This is a genomic window from Marivirga sp. (assembly GCF_035704835.1).
Taxonomy (GTDB): Bacteria; Bacteroidota; Bacteroidia; order Cytophagales; family Cyclobacteriaceae; genus Marivirga.
Genome location: NZ_DASSWQ010000086.1, coordinates 30,686 through 57,546 on the forward strand (window position 1 = coordinate 30,686; position 26,861 = coordinate 57,546).

Genomic DNA, 26,861 nt, shown 5'->3' on the forward strand with positions numbered 1-26,861 from the left:
GTTATTTCAATTCGAATCTTTGAATATGGGAGCTGGCTACAGGCTTTTCTGAGAATAATGCTTTGGTTGCAGGCCACACTCGCCCAAACGTTTCGGAATCCCGATATTGATTCAAATTATCTTCACTTTCCCATAAGCTATAAGTACTGAATATATTAGGTTGATTTTTATCTTGCCAAAGTTCTAAATGTTTGCAACCAGGTTGATTTCTAATGGCTTCTTTATTTTCTTCAAATATTTTGATGAAATTATCAATCTTATCTTGATGGAAAGTCATTTGTACAATTCTGATTAGCATAATTTAGGAATTAAAGGCCGGCATTTATACCGACCTTTCCGTTCAATTTATTTTCTTTTTATGACTTTTTCAACTGCAGCAACAATATGCGCAGCATCAAGTCCATATTTCTTCATTAATTCTTCAGGAGTACCGCTTTCTCCAAACTGGTCATTTACTGCAACATATTCTTGAGGTGTTGGATTATGCTGAGCTAATACCTGAGCTACTGCGTCTCCTAAACCTCCATTTCGTTGATGCTCTTCAGCGGTTACTACGCAAGCTGTTTTTGCAGCAGATTTTAAGATGGCATCTACATCAAGTGGCTTAATGGTATGGATGTTAATAAGCTCAACACTTACTCCTTTTTCTCGTAAAATAGCTTCTGCTTCAATTGCTTCCCATACTAAATGTCCCGTAGCAAAAATCGTTACATCATTGCCTTCAATCATTTGAAGTGCTTTTCCTATTTCAAATTTTTGATTGTCAGAAGTGAAAACTGGTACTTTTGGTCTTCCAAATCTTAAATACACAGGTCCTTCATATTCTGCAATGGCTAAAGTAGCTGCTCTTGTTTGATTATAATCACATGGATTGATGACGGTCATATTGGGTAACATTCTCATCATGCCTATGTCTTCCAGAATTTGGTGCGTTGCACCATCCTCACCTAAAGTTACTCCAGCGTGAGATGCACATATTTTCACATTTTTCTCAGAATAAGCAATTGATTGACGGATTTGGTCATAAACTCTACCAGTAGAGAAATTGGCAAAAGTTCCAGTAAAAGGAATTTTTCCACCAATTGTCATGCCGGCAGCTAAACCCATCATATTGGCTTCTGCAATCCCGGTTTGAAAAAACCTATCAGGAAATTCCTTCTGGAAATCACCCATTTTTAATGAGCCAATTAAATCTGCACAGAGGCCTACTACTTGATCGTTTTTTCTACCAGCTTCGAGTAATCCATCTCCAAATCCTGAACGCGTATCTTTTTTTTCTGTAAATGTAAATTTAGTTTCTGCCATTTTGCTCTTGTTAATATATTTTGATGTTTAATGTCTGTCCAGAATTAACTTTAAATTCCTTTATTTGCGTGTATTTACTGCCCATTGCTCTTTCTGAGCGGTAAACATATTTATATGTGCCTGGTTGTATGCCAAAGCTAAGATTACTACCATTTAGGTCTAATTTTTTAATCCATGTTTGCCTGCCTTCTTCGTCAATTGAATACAAACTTCCAATTCCTTTACTGCCGTAACTAATATTGATTCTTCCTGGTGCAGGAATGTCTATGTTTTTAGTAATTCCTTGCTTAATCTCGACATTATTAAATTTTATTTTTGGCAAGGTTAATATTTCTAAATCATATTTTCCTATCAAATATTTTTCACTTGCTCTAATAGGTTGCGTATTGATAATTTCTGGTTGATTAGATAATTTCACCAGAACCTGAACATCTTTATCGTATTCCGATGTGTTCTCTTGACTTATTTTTAACTCACCCTGAGGACTCTTAATATTGATTACATTATGAGTTCCTCCTTTTAGGTAAACATTTCTTTTTACAACTGGAGGAATAGTATTAACTACTACATCGTAACTTAAAACGGGATCAACTTCTACGGTATCAGGTTTACCATTTTTGTCACGAAAATGAATAAAATCAAATTCTGAAATGCCAGTAAAACTATTGATAAATGATACATTAACGTCTGTTTCAACTGGTCTTCCGTTTTGGTCTAAAAGTTCAACACTTGCGGTAGTTTTACTTAATGACTGACTTAAAATTCCATTTAAAACGGACTGAAATGCACTAATATTTTTTGCATTATAATATTCACCCATACAATCAAATTCCGCAGCAAATTCCTGTTCCATACCTAATCCAATTACAAATGGTCTGAGAAATATATCCTTCTTCTGTAATTCTAATGAAACTGCACAAGGGTCTCCATCACATGATTCAATACCGTCCGTTATAATGATAATGATATTTCGATAACTATTATCTCTGGGAAAATCTTTTGAAGCTTGTTCTAAAGAATAGGCAATAGGAGTGGTGCCTTTTGGATAAATATATTTTAATCTGTTTATAATCTGGTCATTATTATTAGGTGAAAAAGGAATTTCTAGTCTTGTATCCTCGCAATTTTGTTCCTTCGAAGGAGTTAGATGACCATAAGCTCTTAAAGCTAATTCAATTTTATCATTCACTTTTAAAGAATCGACTAAATCGGTAAGTACTCTTTTTGCAGCATCGATTCTTAACTCATTTCCCCAGGGTGCTAACATGCTTCCAGAAGCATCAAACAGAAATAAGATTCTAGTTTTTTCTGGGATGCTTTGTTCTACTCTTTGTGATTTTGCATGATGCATCACTAAGAAAAGAAGGAGAAATGATATGGTAATTTTATATTTCATTTAATTAAAATAAACACCAGGAGATTTATTCTCCTGATGTCATTTTTCTTTAGTAGTCACCTAGAGTTTCTTCCAATTGAGATAGGGCATCTGCTAATTGCTCATCATTAGGAGCTACTCCATGCCATTTATGCGTGCCTTGCATGAAATCAATGCCATAGCCCATCTCAGTTTTCATTAAATTCAAAACAGGTTTTCCTTTTCCTGTTAAGCTTTTTGCATGCTCTAATGATTTCACAATTTCTTCCATGTTATTTCCATTGCTCTCAATCACTTCCCATCCAAAAGCTTGCCACTTTGCTTTCAAATCCTTTAAGTCCATTACTTCTGAAATTGGACCATCAATTTGCTGACCGTTGTAATCGACTGTAGCAATGATATTATCTACTTTATGGTGAGCTCCATACATAGCTGCTTCCCAAATTTGACCCTCTTGTAATTCTCCGTCTCCCATCAAAACGTAAACCAGGTTATTTTCATTATTCATTTTTTTGGTTTGCGCAGCTCCTAATGCAGCTGATAATCCCTGTCCTAATGAACCTGATGCAATTCTAATTCCCGGAAGATTTTCTTCTGGTGTAGGATGTCCTTGTAAACGGCTATTTATTTTTCTAAATGTATTGAGTTCAGATGTATCAAAATAGCCACTTCTAGCTAGAACGCTATACCAAACGGGAGAAATATGACCGTTGGATAGAAAAAATAAATCCTCATTTTTTGCATTCATGTCGAAATCAACATTGTGCTTTAAAATGTGGAAATATAATGCTACGAAAAAATCTGTACATCCTAAAGAGCCACCAGGATGACCTGAATTCACAGCGTGAACCATCCTTACGATATCTCTTCTTACTTGGGAAGCTATTTTTTCAAGCTCTTGAATGTTTGCCTGACTTGCCATTGATTATTTATTTAAAATTTGTGCTGTATGTTCTTTTGTTTTTACTTTTTGAATAATATCCTCGATTTTTCCTTTTTCATCTATGACAAAGGTTGTGCGAAGAGTACCCATATAGGTTTTGCCGTACATTTGTTTTTCACCCCAAGTACCATATAAGTTATGTACGGTGTGGTCTTCATCTGTAATAAGTGGAAAAGGTAAATTTTGCTTTTCAATAAATTTTTGATGTGATTTCTCAGAATCTTGACTAACACCTAAAACGATATAGCCTTGTTTTTGCAGTTCTTCGTAATTGTCTCTTAAGTTACAAGCCTGGGCAGTACATCCTGGCGTGTTATCTTTCGGATAAAAATAGAGGACTACTTTTTTACCGCTAAAATCGCTTAATTTAATTTCTTTTCCGTCTTGGTCTTTTGCATTAAAGTCGGGTGCTTTATCTCCTATATTTAATTCCATAGTATTTATAGTTTAGTAATATATTCTGTTACGTTTCCAGCATTATCATTAACTGTTAAAATGAATTCACCAGTTTTATTCATTTCTTCATTCAACCATTCAATCCATATTAGATTGTCTTTTGGTTCATATTTTAGTAACACCCATTCTTCATTCAAACGTCCTTCGTATGATTTGATTCCAGATAATTGGTCATTTATAATAAAGCTATTTTTCTTATACCCTTCTTTTACGAGTGGTGGAATGCTATCAGTCAAAATGGTATAATCTGCTAAATCTCTAGTGTTGAAAATCATTTTTTCATTTTCCCATTCACCACCAGTAAATGAAAAATTACCTGCATCATCTGTTTTATAAACGTGACTATGGTTGATATCATATTTTTCTCTTGAGGGGAATAGTTCAACTTCTATAGAACTTTTAAGTGGGGAAGTTATGGGGCCTATTGAGAATATTTCCAATGAATCCGAAGTTTTTATTTCATAATCTGTTTCTAAATAAAGTGTGTCAAATAACGTATAAGGGTTGAATTTTATATTCATTTTTTCAACCGATATCGTTTTATCTTCTTTAGGAATTATTTGATGAATTGCTCTTAAATTTATTCCCTTATCACAATTAAGGATGGAATAAGGTATACCATTTTTTAAATCCCATAAATAAACTGCTATATTATTGAGATAATAATCAGGTTTGACTGATTCTATTTTTCCATCAAAATTTAAGTTTAGTTCTTCAATTTCTTTCTCACAATTGGCTTTTGTATATACTTTTAAAATATTTTCTTCGATTAAATAATCTATATTATCTAATTCAAAATCTAATGGTTCTTGTAAAACCTCTACAGGTGACTCTCCCGTAATGTTTAATTGAAGTGTACTCATATTTCCATAAGGATCGTACATTTTAATTTCTACATGGTAGAATTTACCTGGTTCAATATTTAAAATCCCATTTAGACTATCTGCTTCATAAAACTTTAATTGGTTTCCATTATCAATGTATAATTTATGATATCGAGGGCCTATAGTCATTTTTACATCGTACGGATAATGCACAATGATGTGGCGCTGCAAACTAAAACTCATTACATCAATATTTTGCTTGAAATAGGGTTCTTCGTTTACATTTACTGCTATAATCGAAATACCGTTTCTATTAGCAGAGCCATTTAATTTGTCGTGGCCCAAAAGTTCTAATCCAATTTTACCAATTGCTTTAACGGTGTCAGTTGCCTTGTAATTAAAGCCTTGTCGGCTTAGACTTAAATTAGTTCTTTTATATTTATTAAAGATCCTTGAATTACTATTCATAGGTCTTAGGGCAAAATCTTGTAAAATAGGAGGTATATTATCTTTTATTTCATCAAATCCGTAATGAAGTGGGTTTAGAACTCGCTGTTGTGGGTCTCTAATTTCAAAATGTAAATGAGGTCCTGTTGAGCCGCCTGTATTTCCGGAAATACCAATTACTTCTTGGGATTTAAAAGCGAATTGATAAGGTTGAGGAAATAATTCAATTTCAAATGTCTTTTGATTGTATTGTTCTTTTTTTACGAAATCTTGAATTTCTGGTGCAAATTCATCCAGATGCGCATAAACGGATGTATTTCCATCAGGATGGAGCATATAAAGAGCATTTCCATAGCCTGAGGTAGAAACTTTTATTCTTGTGATGTAGCCTCTTTTGGTTGCATGTACAGGTTCTCCAATTTTCCCACCAGTTTTAATATCAATACCCGCATGGAAATGAGAAGAACGTAATTCACCCATTGTACCTGCTAAATAATTACTTTTATTGGGTCGTATTGGAAAAGTATAAGGGTCAGAACTTTGAGCTAAAACCGCAAGCGGGAAGCTTAGTGAAAATATGAATAGAATTATTTTTAATTTATTTAACTTCAAAGTCTAATAATTTTTGAGTTTCGATATAGCCCTCAAGCTTGTCACCTATTGAAATTGATCCCACTCCTTTTGGTGTACCAGTAAAAATAATATCACCTGTTTTTAAGGTGAAAAATTGTGATAGGTAAGAGATGATATAATCTATAGGGAACAACATTAATGCCGAATTTCCTTCTTGTTTTAAATCTCCATTTACCTTTAAAGAGAAGTTGATATTTTGTGGATCTTCAAATTCTTCTTTATCAATCCATTCTGAAATGGGTGCTGAACCATTAAATCCTTTTGCGATATCCCAAGGTAAGCCTTTTTCCTTAGCTTTTGATTGTAAATCTCTTGCAGTAAAATCAACTCCTAACCCAATTTTATCATAATATTTATGCGCATGTTCTTCTTTTACAAATTTACCTTCTTTGCAGATTCTTAAAATGAGTTCCACTTCATAATGAATATCTGTGCTAAAGGGTGGGTAATAGAATGGGTCGTTATTTTTAAGAAGTGCCGTATCGGGTTTGGTGAAGATAACAGGCTCGTCAGGTCGCTCATTTTCGAGCTCTTTAATATGGTCTACATAATTTCTACCAATTGCCAGTATCTTCATTTTGAGAAAAATTTTTCACAAAAATATGCTTTCTTTTAACTATAAAAATGAAAGCTACGTTAAATCTTAAAAGAAATCTTGCAGATTGTATTTATGGGATTTTAAACTGTAATTTTACAATCCATTGATTAGAAAATCCATAAAACGAACACGAATTTTAGAAATCGAAATAAATTAAGTTTAGATTAATAAAATTTTGGATAGAATATTTATTGTTTCTTTTCTAAGCAGGGTTCTATGATGGTGACTTTTTAAAATAAAATTAATTAACATGAAAAAAATATTCAGCTTACTCATAATTGTTTCAATTCTTTTGGCTTGTAAAAAGGTTCCTTTAACTGATCGAAGACAAATGAATGCCATTCCGAATTCAGAACTAAATGCCTCAAGTTATGCAAGTTATAATCAAGTTTTAGAGGAGAGTACTCTTTCCAATAACACCCAACAAGTAGAAATGGTCAAAAGAGTGGGGGAGAGAATTAAAGTCGCAGTAGAACAGCATTTAAAAGAGAATAATCTGGGCGATGCAACTGAAGGATTTGAATGGGAATTTAATCTATTAGAAGAAAATATAGTAAATGCATGGTGTATGCCTGGGGGAAAAGTGGCTTTTTATGAGGGGATTTTGCCAATTTGCAAAGATGAAGCGGGGATAGCAGTGGTTATGGGTCATGAGGTGGCCCACGCTATAACTAAGCATGGAGGCGAAAGAATGACCCAGGCTTTAGCGCAACAATTGGGAGGTATGGCATTAAGCCTGGCTTTGAGTCAGCAACCTGAGCAAACACAAGCTTTAGCAATGGCCGCTTATACAGGAGGAAGTACAATTTTAGGTGTTTTACCTTTTAGCCGATTACATGAATCTGAAGCAGATGAATTAGGAATAAAATTTATGGCATTAGCAGGATATGATCCAGCCACTGCACCTGAGTTTTGGAAAAGGATGAAAGCTCAATCAGAAGGAGCACCACCAGAATTTCTAAGTACTCACCCAAGTAATGACACGCGAATAGAAGACTTAAATAAATTACTTCCTGTTGCAAAAGAATATTACGCTAAAAGTAATAAGGTTTCAAATAACCCAATTCCAAATCTTTCAAGCATAACAAATTCAAGTTCTTCGGAAGTTAAATCAGCCACAAAAGCTAAATTTAAATTGGAAATTGATAACAAATAGAAAGGTTTTTATAATTTTAAAATTTGTCCTTAAAGATTTAACTGTTTGAAAAGAAGATAAGCATTCATAATTTATTAGCCAGGGTTTAAAAATCGGAAAGTTTCTGTACGAACGACATTGCTTTTATTCCCAGCTCTATCAATTATGTAGGTTTCAATATACATGGGGTAATCTAAAAATGTTCGACCAAAACCTGTACTTACAACATCATAAGTTAAAGATCCATTTAACGGGCGATCATAATCTTCAGTGTTTAGCATAGGAAATCTTCCATGGAATGGCTGATAAAATGGTGATGTTCTTCCCCATTCGAACTGTTTAAATTCTTCACCTGGTTCCTGGTAAAAGAAATTCACATAAATATTAAAATGTCTTTCATTAAAAAGTACGAATAATGTATCATCAACTAAAATGGTATTATTAATTTCTAATGAATCTTCTACTATAAAATAATCATAAAAATTGTATGGTGGAAGATTGGGGTTACTTCCGAATTTAATCAACTCACCATTTTCGTCTAATGGAATATCAAATAACTGATAAGGAGGGCCTAATTCATTACTTCCTAATCCTAAATTACCATCTCCATCTTCAAATGTTATTGTAAGACTTATTACATCCTGATTTAGGGGTTGTCCACTTGATGATGTATCTGTGCGTTGACCAACTTGTACATCCTGAAATTGAATAATGGGCACTTCGTCAAATTCGGGAGGAGTAGGGCAACCAGTAAGGATTAGTAAAAATCCGAGAATAATAGTAGAATAAAATATGAGATGCCGTGCCTTATTTTTAATATTGTATTGCATAATAATTTTCAAAATGTCAGAAAGAGAACGCTTATTAAAGAAATTTGATGCCTTAAATGGTGAAAATTTTAATGACTTTGCGCTAGCGCTCTTCCAGTACCAAAGTAAATATAATTTAGTTTATAAAAAATATATAACTGCCTTAAAAATAGATTCTTCTACTATCCATGATTTGAGGTCAATCCCTTTCTTACCTATTGATTTTTTCAAACAACATAAAATCATAACTAATTCAGTTCAAATTGAAAAATATGATGCCACTTTTGAAAGTAGTGGCACTGGTTCAGGACTGAGCAGTAAACACTTTGTGCCAGATTTGAACTACTACTTAAGCCATGCTCAGAAGATTTTTGAGCTACATTATGGAACTTTAGACGATTTTGTGATTTTGGCTTTATTACCTTCATATCTTGAAAGAAAGGGTTCTTCTTTAGTGGCTATGGTTGATGATTTTATTAAAAAAACGAATTCATCTGACTCTGGATTTTATTTATATGATTTACATAAATTGGTTGATAAAGTAGCAGAACTCAAGGCAAAAAATAATGGAAAGAAGATTATTGTTTGGGGAGTTAGTTTTGCCTTACTGGATCTGGCTGAAAATCATAAAGTAGACTTCACTGACTGCATCGTAATGGAAACAGGAGGGATGAAAGGGAGAAGAAAGGAAATCACAAGAGAGGAATTGCACAGAATTTTATGCGATGGGTTGCATGTAAGTAATATCCACTCTGAATATGGAATGACTGAGTTATTATCACAAAGCTACAGTAAAGGAGATGGAATTTTTCAACCTTCCCGCAGCATGAAAATTATGGTAAGAGAAGTTAATGATCCATTTGACATCAAATTTTCAGATAGAAGAAGCGGTGGTTTAAATGTTATTGATTTAGCAAATATTGATAGCTGTGCATTTATAGAAACGCAAGATGTAGGATTGGTAAATGAAGATGGGAGTTTTAAGGTTTTAGGTCGGTTTGATAATTCTGATATCAGGGGGTGTAATTTGATGGTGTTCTAAGGATTTAGTAGCAAGTAACTAGAAAATTGGATCTCACTTCTATCTTGCAACTATTATTTAGAGCTATTTTTGGTCGGACCTTAGCTACTGACTTAATGGCTATCTATCCCTCAAAGCTGCTAACTTATAAAGTTTGATACTTAAACCGTCAACAATTCCTTCGCACTTTGGATAGCTGATTCGCTTGGGTTTTCTCCACCAATCATTTTTGCTATTTCGATGGAGCGTTCAGTTTCATTAAGTAATTTTATTTTACTTACCGATTTCTCAGCAGAGTTATCTTTATAAACAAAATAATGTTGATGTCCTTTGGCGGCAATTTGTGGTAAATGGCTAATAGTAATCACCTGATGGTTTTCAGCCATTTTCTGCATCATATTGACCATTTTAATAGCAACTTCTCCTGAAATTCCTGTGTCGATTTCATCGAAAATAATGGTAGGCATGGCTATTTTATCTGCCATAATATATTTAATAGCAAACATAAGGCGTGAAAATTCTCCTCCAGATGCTACGTTTTTCAAATTTTGTGGCGCAATCCCTTTATTGGCACTAAACAATATTTTAATATCATCTATACCAGTTTTATCGTGTGCTTTTGGTTTATTATCAATTTTAACAACAGCATCTTCCATTCCCAAACTTGCTAGAAGAACTCGCAGCTCGTTTTCAAATTTTTCAAAATGCTTTTTTCGTTGATTACTTATTTCTTTTGATTTTTCATTCATTTTTGAATAAGCATGATCAACTGCACTTTGTAATTTCAATTCACTTCCCTCAATATCGGCTACAGTCAATAACTTTTCTTCTATGATATTTCTGATTTCCAGCAAACCTTCAACAGAGTCTGTATGATGCTTTTGTTGCAAAGAATATATCAGACTGAGTCTATCTTGTGTTTTTTGAAGCTCCTTAGGCTCATGCTCAAATTCGTTGGCAATAATTTCTAATTCTTTCGCTATATCTTGTATTTCGATAAAACTACTATTCAATCTTTCAGACAGTTCCTGAAACTCTTTTCCGTAAGATTTTATGGTTTTAAGACTTTCTGCTGCTTGATGTAAATTATGAATAGCAGCGAATTCTTGTCCATCAACTAATTGGTAAGCTTCAGATAATTTTAATTTGATTAATTCTCCGTTTTCGAGTAATTCTAATCTTTCTTCTAATTCTATCTGCTCACCAGATTTTAGTTGTGCCTTATCTAATTCTTCAAAAAGAAATTGATTGAAATCTTTTTCTTGCTGCATTTGAGCGGCACTTTCTTTAAAATTTTCTAAGCTTCTTTTTGCTTTCGTATAAGCTGAAAATAAAGAATGATATGTTTTAAGGGCTTCAATGGTTCCTGCATAAGCATCAATTATCCTAAGCTGAAAATCTTGGTCACCAATTAATAGCGTCTCATGTTGCGAATGTACATCCATTAAATAGCTGCCTAGATTTTTTAGGATGTCTAGAGTGACTGGAGTATCGTTTATAAAAGCTCTTGATTTTCCGCTAGCGCTAATTTCCCTTCTTATAACACATTCGTGATCGTAATCAAGATCCTCTGATTCAAAAAAAGAGATTAAATTATATTCAGAGATATTAAATATTCCTTCTACAATGCACTTTGCGTCTTCAGAGTAAAGTACTTTCGTATCAGCCCTTTTTCCTAATAATAAGCCAACAGCACCCAACATTATTGACTTACCTGCACCTGTTTCGCCCGTAATGGTATTAAAGTGGGCAGATGGGTTGATATTAAGTTCTTGAATTAAGGCGTAATTTTTAATCAAAAGCTTCTGAAGCATATGGGTACTATTTTTTTATCGCAGGGCTAATTTACTTAAAAATTATGGATAGTAAATTCTTTCTTATTCAGCATTCATTTTTTTAATAAACAGAATGAAATAGTTGTAGAAATTATTTAATCATGACTTCATATCTCTCAGAGTTTGCAGGGGAAATTTCTCTCATGATTTCGTAAGCTTTCCTTCTCGTATTCATATCACCTTCTGTAAAAATACTAATGATTTCCTCAGCTTTTGTTTGCAATAGAAGGGTTATAAATGGAGAATTAGGATTTAATTTGTTAGCCTTTTGTATATTTTCTAAAGCCATTATTATTGACTTTCGAGCTGCTTCCGGATCCTCCTCCATCATATCTAAGCCTTTTCTATAGTATAAATAAAGGGCAATTCTTACAGGTTCCAGTTGAGAATTTAGTGCTGATTGAATCAGTGCATATCTACTTTCTAGGTTTTCAAATGGTTTCCATCCTGCCCCAAACCCTTGCTGATTAGCGGAACGAGCAATATTAAAAGCTTCTTCATAATATTGCTGTCCTCCCAATTCAGAAAAGCTATCGAAATCCATTCCTAAAAGGAAGTTTGCATAGAAAGCTAATATGCTAACTAAATTATCGTTAAAGCTATTTTGAGTATAGATTAAAGGCTGAGATTCTGTGAAGTCAAAATTTAGGTTACGATCTGCAATATTTATCATCACCGATTCATAATTACTATTGTATATCGGTCGCACAGATTGAACTTGCATTTGTGCTTGATACCTACTTGTTCTTGGAATTCCAGTTATATTGATAGCCATCAATCCTTTCATTCTTTCATATAGTTCTACTTCCTCAGTAATCCATTTTGTATCGTTAATGAATTGAGAGAAGGAATTCTCCATATTGGTAAATACTCGTGTCTCTGATGTATTAGCAGCAGAGGCATCAACTTTTACCTGAAAGAATAAATCTTGTGCTTGATTTGACAGGATAACTGAAATGGAAAGGAAGAAAAATAGGATTATTCTTTTCATTTTCTAATTATTATTGCTCAAGTTATAAATTTGACTCAGAATAATTTCAGCTACTTTTGTTTTTCCTAATAATTCCGATTCCATAATCAATCCATCTGATCCATAGATTCTTACTTTATTGGTATCATATCCGAAAGCAGCATTTTCGTCTTTAAGACTATTGAGAACGACCAAATCGAAGTTTTTATTTTTCAATTTTTTTAAAGCATTAGCTTCTTCATTTTCAGTTTCGAGTGCAAAGCCAATGTTAAGTTGGTTTTTGTGTTTTATTTCACCTAATGTTTTGGCTATATCAATGGTTTTTTCCATTTCTATAGTCATGCCCTCCGCTTTCTTCTTGATTTTTTCCTTAGCTACTGTTTTTGGTTTATAGTCCGCAACAGCGGCAGCAAAAACTGTAATATGTGCATCATTATAATGCTCATTTACTTTTTCATACATTTCCTGGGCTGTTTTTACAGAATGGAAATTTAAAAGACCTTTTGGTGGTTCTAAAGAAGAGGGGCCGGAGATTAGCGTGACATTTGCCCCTTCATTGATGAAAACCGAAGCAATGGCATATCCCATTTTTCCTGAAGAATGATTTCCTATAAACCTGACAGGATCAATTGCCTCGTGGGTAGGGCCAGCAGTGATGATCACTTTTTTGTTTGTAAACTTTTTTTTTATGAAGAATAATTTTTCAATTTCTTTAATTAAATCTTCTGGCTCTTGCATTCTACCGGGGCCATCTAATCCGCTGGCTAATTCTCCAGAAGCTGCATGAAAAATTGAATTTCCGTAAGATTCTAATTTTTTGAGGTTTTCAATTGTGGCAGGATGTTGGTACATATCCAAATCCATTGCAGGTGCAAAGGCTACAGGGCATTTAGCTGAGAGGTAAGTAGCTAATAATAGATTATCACAGATACCATTTGCACACTTAGCTATCGTATTGGCCGAAGCTGGAACTATTAAAATCAAATCTGCCCATAATCCAAGGGCAACATGATTGTTCCATTCACCCATTTCATTTTTGGTGAACTGTGATAAGACAGGTTTTTTACTTAATGTGCTCAAGGTGAGTGGTGTAATAAATTCCTTAGAATCATCAGTCATGATGACTTGCACTTCAGCACCAGCCTTAAGCAATAAACGGGTTAATATTGCAGTTTTATAGGCTGCAATACTACCCGTTATTCCTAAGATTATTTTTTTACCTTGGAGCATTTCCTAGGCTATTTTTCTTCTTCTTCTCTTTTTCTATAATATATTTTATTTTCTAAGAATTCCTCCATTGCCATAATTGTTGGTTTCGGCATTCTTTCGTAAAATTTAGAAATTTCTATTTGTTCTCTATTTTCAAATATTTCTTCAAGATTATCAACAGTAGAAGCGAATTCAGCTAATTTATTACTTAATTCTTCTTTTACATTGCTCGAAATCTGACGAGCTCTTTTAGAAGCTACTACTACTGTTTGGTAAATATTATCAGTATCCTTTACCAATTCTGACGTGTCTCTTGTGGTGATTGATGGATTTGCCATATAATTATGTATTTAATTTTCTAATTTGTTCTAAACTTTTTTCGTAAATATCTTCAGCTTTGCTTTGATATGGACTATTTTCATACGTATCGATGAAGTCTTCATAAAAATCGATTGCTTCCTGATATCTTTCTTTTTTCAGCGTATAAATACTAACTTCCGCCAACTTATATTTAGCTTCAATTTCTAAATATCTAATTTCTTCTGTGAACGATGAACCTGGGAAATCATCCTGAAAATTATCAAACTCTACTAAAGCAGCTTTTAGATATTCCCCTGTCATGAATTTTTTCAAATCATAATATAATAAAGCTTTTTCATAAGCTTTTCGTTCCAGTTTATTTCGTAATTGTGCTAATGCATCATCTGCTTTTGGTACAAATTCGGATTGAGGAAATCTATTTATAAAACCTTGTAATGCAACAATGGCTTCTTTTGAACTCGCCTGATCAAGATTATATCTAGGAGAATCTTTAAAAAGAGAATATCCAAACATAAACCTAGCCTCTTCAGCAAATTCGCTTCTATTAAATGTATCGTAAAATGTCTTAAAATAATGGGAAGCCAATAGATATTGTCCTTGGTAATAATAAGTATAGCCATAGTAATAATTGGCAATCTCTGCTTTTTCAGATCCTTTTATAATAGGTAGTATTTGTTCTAATAATACATTAGCCTTGTAATATTCTCCCTGTTTGTAATAAGATATTGCGGCATCATATTTCTTCTCCCAATCATCACTTTTTAGCAATCTTCTATAATCGCTACAAGCAACAAAAATGAAGATCATAGGTAATAATATGAATATATTTTTGGTAGTGTATCGCATAAGCGTGCAAATATACATTTGTTTTATGGAATGAGCAATTTTTAAAATGCTAACGTAAACTTCAACTAAAAATTGAATGGTTAATTAATTTTTAATAATTAATTTTCTTGTGGCTAGACCTTCATCTTTTACAGATAAAGTGTAGAAATATACACCTGGATTGAGGTTTTCTGTATTGATGCTTAGCTTATTTTCATCAGGGTTTAAATTGTAAGTAGTTACAATGCTACCTAAAACGTTTTGAATAATTATTTTAGCATCTTTCTCATTTGGATTGATGCTATATTCCATAATTGCAGATTCTATTGCAGGATTTGGAAAGAAGCTATTTACTGACAAGTCTCCCTTTGAGTAAAATAAGTCCTGAATTCTTTCTTCAGAGATTTCCACAGTAATTTCTTTCTTCAAAGTTTGGTCAATATCTAAATCTACAATTTCAAAATATACTGAACTTTTGAAAGTTGAAATCCCTCCAGTTAATTTGATTCTTATGCTTTTAGAAGTAGAATTAGCAGGGATTTTGATGATTAAAGGTTCTTTTGAGCTATAACACTTATTTTCATAACAAAATGAAAGAGTGCTACCACCTTGTAATTGTTCTGAATTATGAATTATTCTGATTGATTTTTCAGTATTGTTGTAATTCTGAATTTCAAATGATTTAATATTAGATTTTTGATAACCAACTTTAATTTTCTTGGGTAGGTTTTGCACTGTCAAGTCCTGTGACCATACTGTTATGGAAATGAATAAGAACAATATGGTATAAACTATCTTCACAACATTTGCAATTTGGATAGTAAAAATACGATTTAATTCCTGAAAAATCTATTGATTTGGAAAAAAAGTATAGAGAATTATAATAAATTGAACTTATACACGTTGTGAAGCTTATTTATTTTTTTCTTCTAGTTTTAGTGGAGTAGGTACATTAGGTTTTTCTACTTTCTCTAAGATTTTTTGCATTACGGCATACTTTCCCAAAACATCCATCTTGCTTGGCTTGCGTTCAATTTGCCAGTTAAAGTTTTTTAATCTTTTTTCAGGTTCATTAATTTCATGCGGTGGAATGAATTTTCCTTCCGGAGCGGTATAAAATGTGATATCATTCATTTCTCCTTCTATGAAATTAATCTTCATGGAGCTGCAAATAATTTTATTCATTCCAATCAATTCTAATGTATTATCATCAACTGCAAAATAGATGCTCTCACCATTTCCTTCTACCGTGATTTTTTCCATTTCATCATTTTTCATAAAAGCGGTCATATTTCTTCCTTTTATTTGGTTGAAATTTTTGACCGTATCCTGATTAATAGTAAATGCCTGATTACGCATATATAATTTATCGACTTTTCCATTTTTCATTTCCATGGAAATAGTATCTGCTACAATTTGATTTCCATCGCTCCAAATCACGGGGTTATCGTAGAAGAATATCATGGAGTCTTGCATGAAGTAAGCCATAGAATCCGCCACTCCTTGCATATCAGATTTAAAAATTTTTACATTATTGTAGGCTAATAATCTACTTAAGGAGTCATATTCTGAATCAATAGATATAATTGAATCTGCAGTTAAATACAATGTATCATTTTCAACTCCTTGTTTTACTACTGGATTGCCCCATATTTTAGTGATGCCACTTTCTTTTTGGGTTGATGCTTCGTCACCTAGAATTATAATATCATTTTCTTGGGATATTACTCTTACATTTCCCTTTGCTTTTGATTCTTGTGTTTTATCATCAAAATATAATTCATCACCAAATATTTCATATGATTCGGTAGTGATTTTCCCTGATGAATATTGAGCATTCTTTTTATCTGTGTAAAACTTACCGCCTTTTTTTGCGTCAATCACTTCACCATTTTTTAAGATGGTTTTTGTGGGTCCGTAAGTGGTTGCTATTTTACTTGTTTTGTTGTAAAATAAAGTATCAGTTAATAGCTGATATTCAGGATTGGTGAGGTCAACATCAAAATAAAATTTTACTAAATCCTCATTATTAACTACAAAACCTTCTCGAGCTTTAAGATTAGTTTCATCATCAATAAGTGTGCCTCCATTAAAAAAATGGGCGTCTTCAGTATCCATAAAATAGTCAAGATAGTTCGTCCTCATTTTCATTTCACCATCATCATATCGAACGTTCTTTCTTAGCTCAGCTCTATTTTCATCTACATAATAATTTAACCGATCGGATCGGATATCTAATGAGTCACCCTTGGTAACCACCACATCACCAAAAACAATCATGATTCCCTTTTTTTCATAATATAGAGCTGAATCTCCAGTGATTCTTATGTCTTTATCCTTAATATCAAAGTAAACATTTTTCACTAATCTGGTGAAACTATCTTTCCCTCTATTTACACCTTCTTGATATCCTTCAGATCCGTACTTTACTCCTTTTTTTTGCGCATTAGCCGCAAAACCGGAGATTAGTATTAAACAAAGGATTAAAATTCGCTGGAAGTTCATAATTTTACTTTTGTTTGCATTTGATAGCAAATTCTATGCAAATCTAAGTAATTTCATAAAGAAATATGTTAAGCAAGACGTTTTTAGATTTTATTACCCATGAAAAACTATTTGAAAAGCACGATCATTTGCTTTTAGCAATTAGCGGTGGTCTTGATTCTGTTGTGTTAGCTTATTTATTGAAGTGGAATAACTATACATTTTCACTGGCACATATGAATTTCCAATTGAGGGGAGAAGACTCCATTCAAGACGAGGAATTAGTTAGAAATTTGGCAGATGAATTAGAGGTTGAGGTTTTCATAACCAAAGTTAGAATTAATAAAAATTTAGGTTCTACCCAAATTCAAGCACGCCAAATGCGCTATGAATGGTTTCAAAAACTAATCAAAAATAATGGTTTTGCTAAACTTTTGACAGCTCATCATGCCAATGATTTATTGGAGACTGCTTTACTTAATTTAACAAGAGGGACGGGGATAAAAGGACTGAGAAGTATTTTACCACTTCAAAATGGGATTGCTAGACCTTTGCTGTTTGCTGATAAGTCAGAACTAGAGCAATTTGCTATCAATAATTCTATTAAATGGCGGGAAGACATTTCTAATGCCTCAGATGATTACACTAGAAATAAATTAAGGCATCATGTTATTCCACAATTGAAATCCATCAATCCTAATTTATTAACTGGTTTTCAACAAACCGCACTTCGATTGCGAGCAACAGAAAAAGCATGGGAAGAAAAGTTAAATGAAATATCAGATGAATATTTTAGAATAAATGGTGCGGTTACTGAAATTGCTAAATCTATTTTAAATGAGCCTCATGCGATTATCTACTTATCAGAATTATTGTCTGATTATGGATTTGGATTGTCAAAGTTACAATCATTTGATTTTGAAAGAGTAGGAGCTCAATTATTAAGTTCAACTTATACTTTAAGCGTTGATAGAACTCATATTATTCTTACGAAAATTCAAGAAGAACACAATTCCTTGAAATTACCAATAAAGGTGAAATTCGACCAAAAAACAATCCAACTGCCATTTGGACATTTGAAATTAGAATTTGTTAAATTAGAATCTATTACATTTGAGCATAATCAAAATATAGCATTTTTTGATTTCGATTGCATGCAGGATTCTCTTGAAGTAGATTTTTGGAAAGAAGGAGATAAAATTCAGCCTTTAGGAATGAAGGGTAAGAAAAAAGTTAGTGATGTATTAATTGACCAAAAAGTGCCTTTACCGCAAAAAAGTCAAGTTTTGGTTCTAAAATCAGAAGGAGAGATTGCTTGGGTAGTTGGGTATAAGTTTTCCGACTTATACAAGATAAAAGAAAATACTAATAAAATATTACGTATACAATATTATGAAAATTCTTAATCCATTTAAAAAGACGTTCGATCATAAGCAATTGGTGCTTTTTAAGTTTTTAAAAGAGATAAAACTGTTTGAGCAGTTAAGCTTCGAACAATTGTCTCATTTTGTCCCTTTTATGCATATGAGGGTTTATAAAAAAGATGAAGTAGTTTTTTTTAGAGATGACCCTAGTCATGCATTATACCTCACACACAAAGGAGAGATTTCATTAACGATTGATATTCAAGACAGATTCGAGAGTCTTGGGATTTTAACCGCCAATAAATCTTTTGGAGATAATGCCTTAATTCCTGATGCAAGAAGAATTTATAATGCTGTTATTGCCTCTGAAAAGGCTCAGATTTATGTAATTCCTCAAATCAATATTTTTGAAATATTTGATCATTATCCTAAAATCAAAGCCAAGGTTTTAGAGTCTTATACACAGCAACAAAATGATTATGTCGCTCGTTTGTTTTCAACATATAAGGCCAATTTTGGGTTTTTTGATTTAGGTCATGTATATGGGAAAATGTAAACTTTTTTAATTAATTCTTGCTTTTCTAACCTTTGAATCACTTCAATAATCATCGGAAGAATAATATTATTTTTTGTATTTTTGTAAACGAATTTAAGATTGTTTAACTCATAAAATAAATAAAATGAAAGTTACCGTAGTAGGAGCTGGTGCAGTGGGTGCAAGTTGTGCCGAATACATTGCCATCAAAAATTTTGCAGAAGAAGTAGTATTGGTTGATATTAAAGAAGGTTTTGCTGAAGGTAAAGCCATGGATTTAATGCAATGTGCTTCTTTAAATGGATTTGATACTAAAATCACGGGTGTTACAAATGATTACAGCAAAACAGCTGATAGCCACGTAGCCGTAATCACTTCTGGTATTCCTAGAAAGCCAGGGATGACAAGGGAAGAATTGATTTCCACAAATGCTGGTATTGTAAAACAAGTAGCTGAAAACCTAATCAAAAATTCGCCAAATGTAATCATCATTGTGGTATCCAACCCAATGGATACTATGGCTTATTTGACTCACAAATCAACTGGTTTAGCTAAAAATAAAATCATCGGAATGGGTGGTGCTTTGGATTCTGCACGTTTTAAATACAGATTGGCTGAAGCTTTAGATTGCCCTGCATCTGATGTTGATGGTATGGTAATCGGTGGACATAGTGACACTGGAATGATTCCTTTGACAAGATTAGCAACAAGAAATAGCGTACCAGTTTCTAAATTCATTTCTAATGATAAATTAGAAAATGTGAAAGAGGAAACTAAAGTGGGTGGTGCTACATTGACCAAATTATTAGGAACTTCTGCTTGGTATGCACCAGGTGCTGCTGTTTCTGCAATGGTTCATGCAATTGCAAATGACTCCAAGAAAATGTTCCCTTGCTCATGCTTATTGGATGGCGAATATGGATTGAAAGATATTTCAATAGGAGTACCTGCCATTATCGGTAGAAACGGAATTGAAAAAATCGTTGAAATTGAATTAGATGATGCTGAGAAAGCAAAATTGAAAGAAAGTGCTGATGCAGTTAGAAAAACAAACGATTTATTGTAAGAAGTAATTTTACGAAAATAATATCGAAAGCATTCGGCTTATGTCGGATGCTTTTTTTATTTTAAATCATTGAAAACAACTTTTTATGCCTGAACAACAACCCAATAATCCACTTCATGGAGTCACGCTCAAAACCATTTTGGAGCATTTAGTAGATGTTTATGGCTGGGAAAAATTAGGAGATAGGATTAAAATCAATAGTTTTAATCATGACCCTTCCATAAAATCTAGTTTGACTTTTTTAAGGAAAACACCCTGGGCTAGAGAAAAAGTTGAACGGCTTTATATCAAGAGTTTGAAGGAATAGATGTTTAGAAATTCTTCGATTTTTTATGAATTTCAAACGTAAATTATCATTTTTGAATCTCAACCATTGTATTCAAAATGAAGATTTTTCAGCCAAAACCCATTTTTCCCGCTATTATTCTCTTTTTTCTTACTTTTCAAGTCCAAGCTCAAAACGCCTGGATTAATGAATTTCATTATGATAATGCTAGTACAGATGAGGGAGAGTTTGTAGAAGTTGTAATTGAAGATGTAAGCTCATATGATTTAAGTTTATTTACTATAAACCTTTACAATGGGAATGGCGGTGATTCCTACGAATCTCATTCGTTAGCTACATTTACTGAAGGTATCACAGAAAATGGATTTACATTTTATTCTAAAGATATATCAGGTATTCAAAATGGACCAGATGGAATAGCTTTAGATTATAATGGTACTTTAGTTCGATTTATAAGCTATGGTGGTTCTTTTAATGGAGTCGGGGGGTCAGCAGATGGAGTAGTTTCAGAAGATGTGGGCTTTGAAGAAACCGGTTCAACTCCAGTTGGATATTCCATACAATTAACTGGAAGTGGAGTTGCCTATAGGGATTTCACTTGGCTTGCACCTGCTACTGAAACCAAAGGACAACCCAATAACGACCAAACTTTTGGTACTGCCTGTACTTCTCCTGCAATTCAAGCAATTTTTTCTACACCTTCTGCTGCAGAAATAGATGAATTTCAAATCACCTTAAATTGGACTAGCGGAGATGGTGATGGAGTAGTGATTTTAGCAAAAGAGAATGAACCGGTAAATGAAATTCCTCAAAATGGTTCTACTTATGTTTCGGATACTGATTTTAGTAGTGGTTTAGCTGATGAAATCGGAAATGGCAATTTTGTGGTTTATGATGGAGCCGATACAACAATTGATATTACTGGATTAACCCAAGGCACTGAATATCATTTTGCCATTTTTGAGTATTTAAGCACTGACCAATGTTATTTAACTGAAAGTGAAACTCTAACTATCACGACCACCACTTCTTTTGATGAGGATAGTGAAATAACTGCTCCCTTGACTCAAATTCCTTCGAACGATATTTCTTCGGTGGCCAATTCGGAAGCCGATGCAGTGGAGGTTTTTAAGTTTGAAATTTCAGATTTAGGAAGCGGTGATGGTCAACCTACTTTACTCAATACCATTGTCATAGATAAAAGTACTTTAAATACCGTATCAGATTGGTCGTCAACAATAAAATCTGCAAAACTAAATGATGGCACTTCTGATATACCGTTTACAAATATATCCATCAATCCAAATAATATAGAATTTGACCTGACAGGAAATGAATATTCTATTGCTGATGGAAATACTGAAAGTCTAACATTGTCAATTTGGCTAAGTGAAACTCAAGCCGATGGAGATACTATTGGCTTTGAAATTCCTGCAAATCATAGCTTTTCAGCAGATGTTAGCGGTTCTTTGTTAAGCAATCCTATTTCCTCATCCATTACTTCCAATATTTTTCCAATTGATGTGATAGCAACTGATTTTGAAATCAATACGGTTGCTAGTGCTCAGGTTAATGAGGCTTTTAATCTGAGCGCAAGGGCAGTGGATGCAAACGGCAATATTGACTTAGCAACTAGGGAAATAAGTTTGTCATTAAGTACTGGTAGTGGGAATTTAAGATCACTATCTGTTGGCTTAGGCCCTCTGGCAGTGAATAATGGCTTTTACGAGTGGACAGATTTAGCATATGATACTGAGGAAAGCATCATTATTGAAGTTTCGGATGGAAATGGATTAACTGTAAATACTCCTGAAATTGATATTATTCCTTTGATTACCACCGTTTTTATATCGGAGTATATAGAAGGAAGTAGCGATAATAAAGCGATTGAGATATACAATAATTCAGGTCAAGTAATTGATTTGAATGATTTTTCTCTTGGAATTTATACGAATGGCTCATCGACCATGAGTACTGAACTTATTTTATCAGATTTACAAAATCAACTTAATGCTGAAGAAGTATTAATTATTTCAAATTCAGCAGCAGATACAGCTATTAATGATATTACAAATTACACTAGTGCAATAGCAAATTTCAATGGAGATGATGCCCTGGCATTATTGTACAAAGGAAATATTATTGATGTGATAGGTGAAATTGGAACTGACCAGGGCACAGCTTGGGATGTTGCTGGAATTTCAGAAGGGACTCATGATAAAACCTTAGTCCGAAAAGCATCCGTCACAGAGGGTAATCCTAATAATTTGGCCTCATTTGGCACTAATGCTTTTGATTCAGAATGGATTGTTTATGATACAGATGATTTTTCCTTTTTAGGCAATCATTTTAGATGCATTGCACCAACAGAGCAGGTTTCGAATATAATTGCCCAAAATATCACTGAAAACACAGCTGAAATTAATTGGTCTGCCCCAGCTGGAACCCATTCAATCGTTTTATTAAAAGAAGGTAGCACAGTTGATTTCCCGCCAATTAGTGGCAATTCCTATTCCGCTAATCCGGATTTCACATTGGCTAATGAATTAGGAGATGGAAATAAAATTGCATTTGCAGGAAGTGGAGAAAATATAAATATCTCAAATCTAAATGCTGGCACAATTTATCATGTATCGATTTTTGCTTATGATGAAACGGAAAATTGCTATAATTTGGCTAGTCCAGCTACTGCAAGTTTTTCTACTGAAATGGCCTTCAATACAGATACCGAAATCAATAAACTGACCCAACCTGAAGTTTCCACTTTACTTTCTACCACAGATGAAGAATTGGAAGCCGAGGATATTTTTGCATTTCAAGTAGCTGATTTGGCAACTAATGATACGGTGCCAACTTTAATTAAGGAGATGGTCTTTCAATCCGCCAGTTCAAATACATTACCTTGGGAAAATACAATCAATGCAATCTTGAAAGATGAAAATGGGAAAATCAATAATGCAGAAATTAATGTACTAAACGATAGCATTAAAATTGATTTTCATGAGAATGAAGAATACGAAATACCATCTGGTGAATCAGTTAATTTTTCTTTGGCTATTTGGTTTAATAGATTTGAGGTGACTGATACCCAACAATTTGCTTTGCAAATTCCAGCAGAACATGAGTTTGTTAGTTTTGAATCAGGTTCGGGGATTTCGAATATTTTAGCGGAAAGTATTATTTCAAACCAAATAGAAATTGTAGAAGCTTTTGACAGGATAGAAGATGTCAGAAATGGAAATAATTCCATTAATTATATAACTACTGGCTATGTCTCATCCAATGATTTTGGCTCAGGAAATAGTCAATTCTATATTCAAAATGAGGAATCCACTACCTATGAGCAAGGAATTGCTGTTTATTCAGATGTTCCAAACCCCAATATTAATTTCGGCAATAAAGTGAGAATACTGGGCAGTAGAGAGGAAGTAAATGGAACTATCAGAATAAATACAGATACGGTCATTGTTCTTAGTGATGAGATTTCACCAGAAACTTATTTGATTTCACCCGCGGATTTTAATAATACGGCTGAACTTATCGGAACCAGGGTACAATTAGATAGCATGATTTTAAATCAGCCCGAATCATGGAGGGATATTATTACGGATGCACTCCTTTTTACAAAATTAGAGGATTCAGTTTTCGTTAAAATTGAACCCAATACTATTTACTTTGATGGTGCTGCTCAAGTTCCTTTTGGTGCTGTTGATTTGAAAGGGGTAATGGAAAAGAGAAACGATAGCATTCAGCTAATCGTAACTTTAGATAATGAAATTACTGATTCCTATGCTCCAATCTTTACGGAAGAACCACAGATTTCCAATATCCAAAGTGAAGCTGCAGAATTAAATTTTTCTGTTAATGAGTTATCGACTGTTTATTATGCACTTAAGAATGATGGAGACTCAATTCCTGATTTGGAGGTATTGAAAAACCCAGAATCTGATGCGCAAATCATCAGTTTTGGCGAAGAAAACATAGTGATTGGCAATATTGGGAATTCAATCTCTTCAAATATTAAAAATCTATCTAGCAACACTGAATATTCAGTTTTTATAGTAGCGGAAGATACTTTAGGAAATGCAAATGAAATCAAACAGTTGGATTTCTTTACACTCAATGCCGCAGCAGATGAAGATGTGGAAGTCATTGAAGCAACCGAGCAAATATCAGCGACTGCAATCAATGCTTTTAACGCTACGCAGGAATTTATACCGGTTTTCAATTTCACAATAAAAGATGGCGGTACAAGTGATGAATTATCTGCTTTTATCAATCAGATAGTTGTCCAATCAGCCCCTGAAAATGAAGTTGATTTTGTGGATGTGATATCTGAAGTGGAATTGCATGATCTGACAAATGATACGATAATTAATTCTCAAAAATCAGTTTTCCCTGACTCAATAGTCTTTGAATTGGATGAGATTTTTGAAGTAAATGATGGTGATTCCAATACCTTTCAGCTCAAAACAAAGTTAAATCAAGCGGTTGAAGATGAGCTAAATTTAGCTTTTGAAATACCTTCCATTGAATCAGGATGGCAAGTAGAGCCGAATGGTTCACAATTAGCGGAAAGCTTTAGCGAATCAGTGATTTCTTCAGTTCATTCATTGGATGTGGTCGCGACTGATTTGAATTTTTCATATCCATCAGAAGTATACATTGAAGAAGACTTTGATATTTTGCTAAGTACAGAAGATGCTAATGGCAATTTGGATAAAGCAGAAAGAACTATGACTATAACTACTTCTGCTGAGGGTGAATTGTCAGGTCAAACAGAATTAAATATAATCAATGGAACAGGCGAATTTGAAGGATTGAGCTTTAATCAGACTGGTGCATCTACTTTTGAAATTACAGATGGAAGTGTTTTGGATTCTATTGAAATCAATTTTATCCAAGCAGAAATTAGTTTGGATAGCACTGGCTTTAATAATGATTTCGGATTGATAACTTTTCCAGACAGTTCTACAATAGAATCCTATCGAATTTCAGCAGCTCATTTAAAGGATTCGCTTTTGCTTATTGCTCCCGAAGCTTTTCAACTATCATTAAATCCTGATTTTTCAAATGGAGGAGATACCTTGGTTTTGGAGAATCAAAATTTCAGTACAACAGAAATTTTTGTAAGATTTTCACCAGAGGATAGCAATGGTGATTTCTATAATGGAAATATCCTCCACTTAAGTCAAGATGCAGATTCTGTTTTACTACCGGTGAGCGGACAAGAGGGCACTTTAAGCTTATCCACTATTGCCTCTGCAAGAGATAAATTGATAGGTGAGCGAGTGAAAATTCAAGGTATTGTAATTGGCGGGAATAATCATTTTGAGGAAAAAAGAATTGTTCAGGATGAGACGGGGGGCATTGCAATCCAAGGAATGAATTCTTCTAATATTAATTTTGGAGATAGTGTGGAGGTAGAGGGCATTTTGGAAATGCATGAAGATTGGTTAACTCTTATTTCTGAAAAAATAATCAACATTTTATCCTCAGATTCCAGTGCGATGGAACCTATGGTTAAATCTATTAGTGAAATTAATGATTCTTTGGAATTTCAGAGAGTTAGAATTGAGAATTTGGACATTTTTGGTTCAGGTCAATTTGAAGTTGGGAATTATTTGCTTTTAGATGATAATACTGATTCCTTAATATTTAGATTAAATGGTGAAAACCATCCTTTAATTGGGGTTGAGATTCCAATAGGAAAAGTAAATATATCGGGTTTTATAGGAGAGAGAAATGGTGTATATCAACTGTATCCTGAATTCGTAGAGGATTTAGAAATAATTCCAAGAGATACGGTTTTAACTATTCTTGCGCCCGAAGATGGTTTAAGTTTTGGAAATGTCATGTTGGATGAATTTTCAGAACCACAATCCTACAGTCTAAAAGCTGAAAATTTGCCTGAAAATCTCAAAATCTCAGCAAGTGAAAATTTTCAAATCAGCTTACTGGAATTTTCCAATTATTCTAATGATTTGGAGTTGCCAATAAATGAAATAGGAAATATACCTGAAATTAATGTTTATGTCCGATTTTCTCCTGTTGAAGCAAGGAGAGGGGAGATTGAAGGAGAATTAGTTCATATTTCTGGTGATCAAGAATATAATATGGATCTAAAGGGTTTTGAAGAGATGATTACTTCAAACAAACCATCAAATGAAAATCAATTTTTAATTTATCCTAATCCTGTAGATGCTGAATTGAAGATTGAAGTTATGATTCCTGGGGATTATCGCTACCAATTAATAGGATTGGAGGGGGTTATTCTATATCAAGGAAAAATAAGTAATGATAAGGTGTTGAAATTAAACGGTTTAGAATCGGGTATTTATCATTTGAAAATTACACATGGTGCTGAAAATCATGTTCAGCGAATTATCAAGAAATAAAAAAAGCCAACTTGTGGTTGGC

At 33.4% G+C, this 26,861-nt stretch carries 22 protein-coding genes; 7 read left to right on the top strand and 15 right to left on the bottom strand.

What is annotated here, in order from left to right; all coding sequences use genetic code 11:
* Position 1 precedes the first annotated feature (1 nt).
* From VFM92_RS15285 to VFM92_RS15315, 7 genes are read right to left on the bottom strand one after another with little or no spacing between them, the layout of a single operon-like run.
* A complete protein-coding gene (locus VFM92_RS15285; RefSeq protein WP_325123098.1) occupies positions 2 to 298 on the bottom strand; it encodes a putative quinol monooxygenase in 297 nt (98 codons plus the stop codon).
* A gap of 47 nt (positions 299 to 345) precedes the next feature.
* A complete protein-coding gene (locus VFM92_RS15290; protein ID WP_325123099.1) occupies positions 346 to 1,305 on the bottom strand; it encodes a transketolase family protein in 960 nt (319 codons plus the stop codon).
* Between the two features lie 10 nt (positions 1,306 to 1,315).
* Positions 1,316 to 2,701, bottom strand: coding sequence for a vWA domain-containing protein (locus tag VFM92_RS15295; protein WP_325123100.1), 1,386 nt, complete (start codon positions 2,699 to 2,701; stop codon positions 1,316 to 1,318).
* Between the two features lie 49 nt (positions 2,702 to 2,750).
* On the bottom strand, positions 2,751 to 3,602 hold the full coding sequence (locus VFM92_RS15300) for a transketolase (RefSeq protein ID WP_325123101.1): 852 nt from the start codon (positions 3,600 to 3,602) through the stop codon (positions 2,751 to 2,753).
* Positions 3,603 to 3,605: 3 nt separating this feature from the next.
* Positions 3,606 to 4,058, bottom strand: coding sequence for a thioredoxin-dependent thiol peroxidase (gene bcp, locus VFM92_RS15305; protein ID WP_325123102.1), 453 nt, complete (start codon positions 4,056 to 4,058; stop codon positions 3,606 to 3,608).
* 5 nt (positions 4,059 to 4,063) lie between these two features.
* Complete coding sequence (locus VFM92_RS15310; protein WP_325123103.1) at positions 4,064 to 5,962, bottom strand: M23 family metallopeptidase; 1,899 nt, start codon at positions 5,960 to 5,962, stop codon at positions 4,064 to 4,066.
* Positions 5,949 to 6,560 (bottom strand): fumarylacetoacetate hydrolase family protein, encoded by a 612-nt coding sequence (locus VFM92_RS15315; protein WP_325123104.1) that lies wholly within the window; start codon positions 6,558 to 6,560, stop codon positions 5,949 to 5,951. Before VFM92_RS15315 ends, VFM92_RS15310 begins: the two co-directional genes overlap by 14 nt.
* 271 nt (positions 6,561 to 6,831) lie before the next feature.
* On the opposite strand from VFM92_RS15315, the gene VFM92_RS15320 reads away from it, so the two are divergent.
* A complete protein-coding gene (locus VFM92_RS15320) occupies positions 6,832 to 7,737 on the top strand; it encodes a M48 family metallopeptidase (RefSeq protein ID WP_325123105.1) in 906 nt (301 codons plus the stop codon).
* A gap of 74 nt (positions 7,738 to 7,811) precedes the next feature.
* Here the strand turns inward: VFM92_RS15320 and VFM92_RS15325 are convergent, their stop codons facing one another.
* Positions 7,812 to 8,546 (bottom strand): hypothetical protein, encoded by a 735-nt coding sequence (locus tag VFM92_RS15325; protein ID WP_325123106.1) that lies wholly within the window; start codon positions 8,544 to 8,546, stop codon positions 7,812 to 7,814.
* A 13-nt stretch (positions 8,547 to 8,559) separates the two neighbouring features.
* On the opposite strand from VFM92_RS15325, the gene VFM92_RS15330 reads away from it, so the two are divergent.
* Positions 8,560 to 9,567 carry an acyl transferase gene (locus VFM92_RS15330; protein ID WP_325123107.1) on the top strand — a complete coding sequence of 336 codons (1,008 nt, stop codon included), beginning with the start codon at positions 8,560 to 8,562 and terminating at the stop codon, positions 9,565 to 9,567.
* Positions 9,568 to 9,707: 140 nt separating this feature from the next.
* Here the strand turns inward: VFM92_RS15330 and recN are convergent, their stop codons facing one another.
* From recN to VFM92_RS15365, 7 genes are all read right to left on the bottom strand, one after another.
* Positions 9,708 to 11,360, bottom strand: a complete 1,653-nt coding sequence (gene recN, locus VFM92_RS15335; RefSeq protein ID WP_325123108.1) for a DNA repair protein RecN — start codon at positions 11,358 to 11,360, stop codon at positions 9,708 to 9,710.
* A 112-nt stretch (positions 11,361 to 11,472) separates the two neighbouring features.
* On the bottom strand, positions 11,473 to 12,372 hold the full coding sequence (locus VFM92_RS15340) for a DUF4835 family protein (RefSeq protein WP_325123109.1): 900 nt from the start codon (positions 12,370 to 12,372) through the stop codon (positions 11,473 to 11,475).
* Between the two features lie 3 nt (positions 12,373 to 12,375).
* The gene (coaBC, locus tag VFM92_RS15345) at positions 12,376 to 13,581 is read right to left on the bottom strand and encodes a bifunctional phosphopantothenoylcysteine decarboxylase/phosphopantothenate--cysteine ligase CoaBC (RefSeq protein WP_325123110.1); all 1,206 of its coding nucleotides are present in this window, start codon (positions 13,579 to 13,581) and stop codon (positions 12,376 to 12,378) included.
* An 8-nt stretch (positions 13,582 to 13,589) separates the two neighbouring features.
* The gene (locus tag VFM92_RS15350) at positions 13,590 to 13,898 is read right to left on the bottom strand and encodes a DNA-directed RNA polymerase subunit omega (protein ID WP_325123111.1); all 309 of its coding nucleotides are present in this window, start codon (positions 13,896 to 13,898) and stop codon (positions 13,590 to 13,592) included.
* 4 nt (positions 13,899 to 13,902) lie between these two features.
* Positions 13,903 to 14,727, bottom strand: coding sequence for an outer membrane protein assembly factor BamD (locus VFM92_RS15355; RefSeq protein ID WP_325123112.1), 825 nt, complete (start codon positions 14,725 to 14,727; stop codon positions 13,903 to 13,905).
* Positions 14,728 to 14,811: 84 nt separating this feature from the next.
* On the bottom strand, positions 14,812 to 15,507 hold the full coding sequence (locus VFM92_RS15360) for a T9SS type A sorting domain-containing protein (RefSeq protein ID WP_325123113.1): 696 nt from the start codon (positions 15,505 to 15,507) through the stop codon (positions 14,812 to 14,814).
* 111 nt (positions 15,508 to 15,618) lie between these two features.
* A complete protein-coding gene (locus tag VFM92_RS15365) occupies positions 15,619 to 17,211 on the bottom strand; it encodes an OstA-like protein (RefSeq protein ID WP_325123114.1) in 1,593 nt (530 codons plus the stop codon).
* Positions 17,212 to 17,276: 65 nt separating this feature from the next.
* On the opposite strand from VFM92_RS15365, the gene tilS reads away from it, so the two are divergent.
* The 5 genes from tilS to VFM92_RS15390 all read left to right on the top strand — a co-directional run bounded on the left by tilS (position 17,277) and on the right by VFM92_RS15390 (position 26,839).
* Entirely contained in the window at positions 17,277 to 18,596 is a 1,320-nt protein-coding gene (tilS, locus tag VFM92_RS15370) for a tRNA lysidine(34) synthetase TilS (protein ID WP_325123115.1), read from the top strand.
* Positions 18,583 to 19,110: a cyclic nucleotide-binding domain-containing protein gene (locus VFM92_RS15375; protein ID WP_325123116.1), complete on the top strand. Its 528-nt coding sequence runs from the start codon at positions 18,583 to 18,585 to the stop codon at positions 19,108 to 19,110. Before tilS ends, VFM92_RS15375 begins: the two co-directional genes overlap by 14 nt.
* Positions 19,111 to 19,234: 124 nt before the next feature.
* Positions 19,235 to 20,155 (top strand): malate dehydrogenase, encoded by a 921-nt coding sequence (locus tag VFM92_RS15380; protein WP_325123117.1) that lies wholly within the window; start codon positions 19,235 to 19,237, stop codon positions 20,153 to 20,155.
* A gap of 85 nt (positions 20,156 to 20,240) precedes the next feature.
* Complete coding sequence (locus tag VFM92_RS15385) at positions 20,241 to 20,462, top strand: VF530 family protein (RefSeq protein WP_325123118.1); 222 nt, start codon at positions 20,241 to 20,243, stop codon at positions 20,460 to 20,462.
* A 77-nt stretch (positions 20,463 to 20,539) separates the two neighbouring features.
* Positions 20,540 to 26,839 carry a lamin tail domain-containing protein gene (locus VFM92_RS15390; protein ID WP_325123119.1) on the top strand — a complete coding sequence of 2,100 codons (6,300 nt, stop codon included), beginning with the start codon at positions 20,540 to 20,542 and terminating at the stop codon, positions 26,837 to 26,839.
* Positions 26,840 to 26,861 lie beyond the last annotated feature (22 nt).

Coding starts and splice junctions, on each gene's coding strand:
- VFM92_RS15320 (WP_325123105.1), top strand. CDS start 6,832: ATGAAAAAAATATTCAGCTTACTCATAATTGTTTCAATTCTTTTGGCT.
- VFM92_RS15355 (WP_325123112.1), bottom strand. CDS start 14,727: ATGCGATACACTACCAAAAATATATTCATATTATTACCTATGATCTTC.
- VFM92_RS15380 (WP_325123117.1), top strand. CDS start 19,235: ATGAAAGTTACCGTAGTAGGAGCTGGTGCAGTGGGTGCAAGTTGTGCC.
- tilS (WP_325123115.1), top strand. CDS start 17,277: ATGTTAAGCAAGACGTTTTTAGATTTTATTACCCATGAAAAACTATTT.
- bcp (WP_325123102.1), bottom strand. CDS start 4,058: ATGGAATTAAATATAGGAGATAAAGCACCCGACTTTAATGCAAAAGAC.
- VFM92_RS15285 (WP_325123098.1), bottom strand. CDS start 298: ATGCTAATCAGAATTGTACAAATGACTTTCCATCAAGATAAGATTGAT.
- VFM92_RS15290 (WP_325123099.1), bottom strand. CDS start 1,305: ATGGCAGAAACTAAATTTACATTTACAGAAAAAAAAGATACGCGTTCA.
- recN (WP_325123108.1), bottom strand. CDS start 11,360: ATGCTTCAGAAGCTTTTGATTAAAAATTACGCCTTAATTCAAGAACTT.
- VFM92_RS15390 (WP_325123119.1), top strand. CDS start 20,540: ATGAAGATTTTTCAGCCAAAACCCATTTTTCCCGCTATTATTCTCTTT.
- VFM92_RS15295 (WP_325123100.1), bottom strand. CDS start 2,701: ATGAAATATAAAATTACCATATCATTTCTCCTTCTTTTCTTAGTGATG.
- VFM92_RS15340 (WP_325123109.1), bottom strand. CDS start 12,372: ATGAAAAGAATAATCCTATTTTTCTTCCTTTCCATTTCAGTTATCCTG.
- VFM92_RS15330 (WP_325123107.1), top strand. CDS start 8,560: ATGTCAGAAAGAGAACGCTTATTAAAGAAATTTGATGCCTTAAATGGT.
- coaBC (WP_325123110.1), bottom strand. CDS start 13,581: ATGCTCCAAGGTAAAAAAATAATCTTAGGAATAACGGGTAGTATTGCA.
- VFM92_RS15385 (WP_325123118.1), top strand. CDS start 20,241: ATGCCTGAACAACAACCCAATAATCCACTTCATGGAGTCACGCTCAAA.
- VFM92_RS15375 (WP_325123116.1), top strand. CDS start 18,583: ATGAAAATTCTTAATCCATTTAAAAAGACGTTCGATCATAAGCAATTG.
- VFM92_RS15325 (WP_325123106.1), bottom strand. CDS start 8,546: ATGCAATACAATATTAAAAATAAGGCACGGCATCTCATATTTTATTCT.
- VFM92_RS15350 (WP_325123111.1), bottom strand. CDS start 13,898: ATGGCAAATCCATCAATCACCACAAGAGACACGTCAGAATTGGTAAAG.
- VFM92_RS15365 (WP_325123114.1), bottom strand. CDS start 17,211: ATGAACTTCCAGCGAATTTTAATCCTTTGTTTAATACTAATCTCCGGT.
- VFM92_RS15300 (WP_325123101.1), bottom strand. CDS start 3,602: ATGGCAAGTCAGGCAAACATTCAAGAGCTTGAAAAAATAGCTTCCCAA.
- VFM92_RS15315 (WP_325123104.1), bottom strand. CDS start 6,560: ATGAAGATACTGGCAATTGGTAGAAATTATGTAGACCATATTAAAGAG.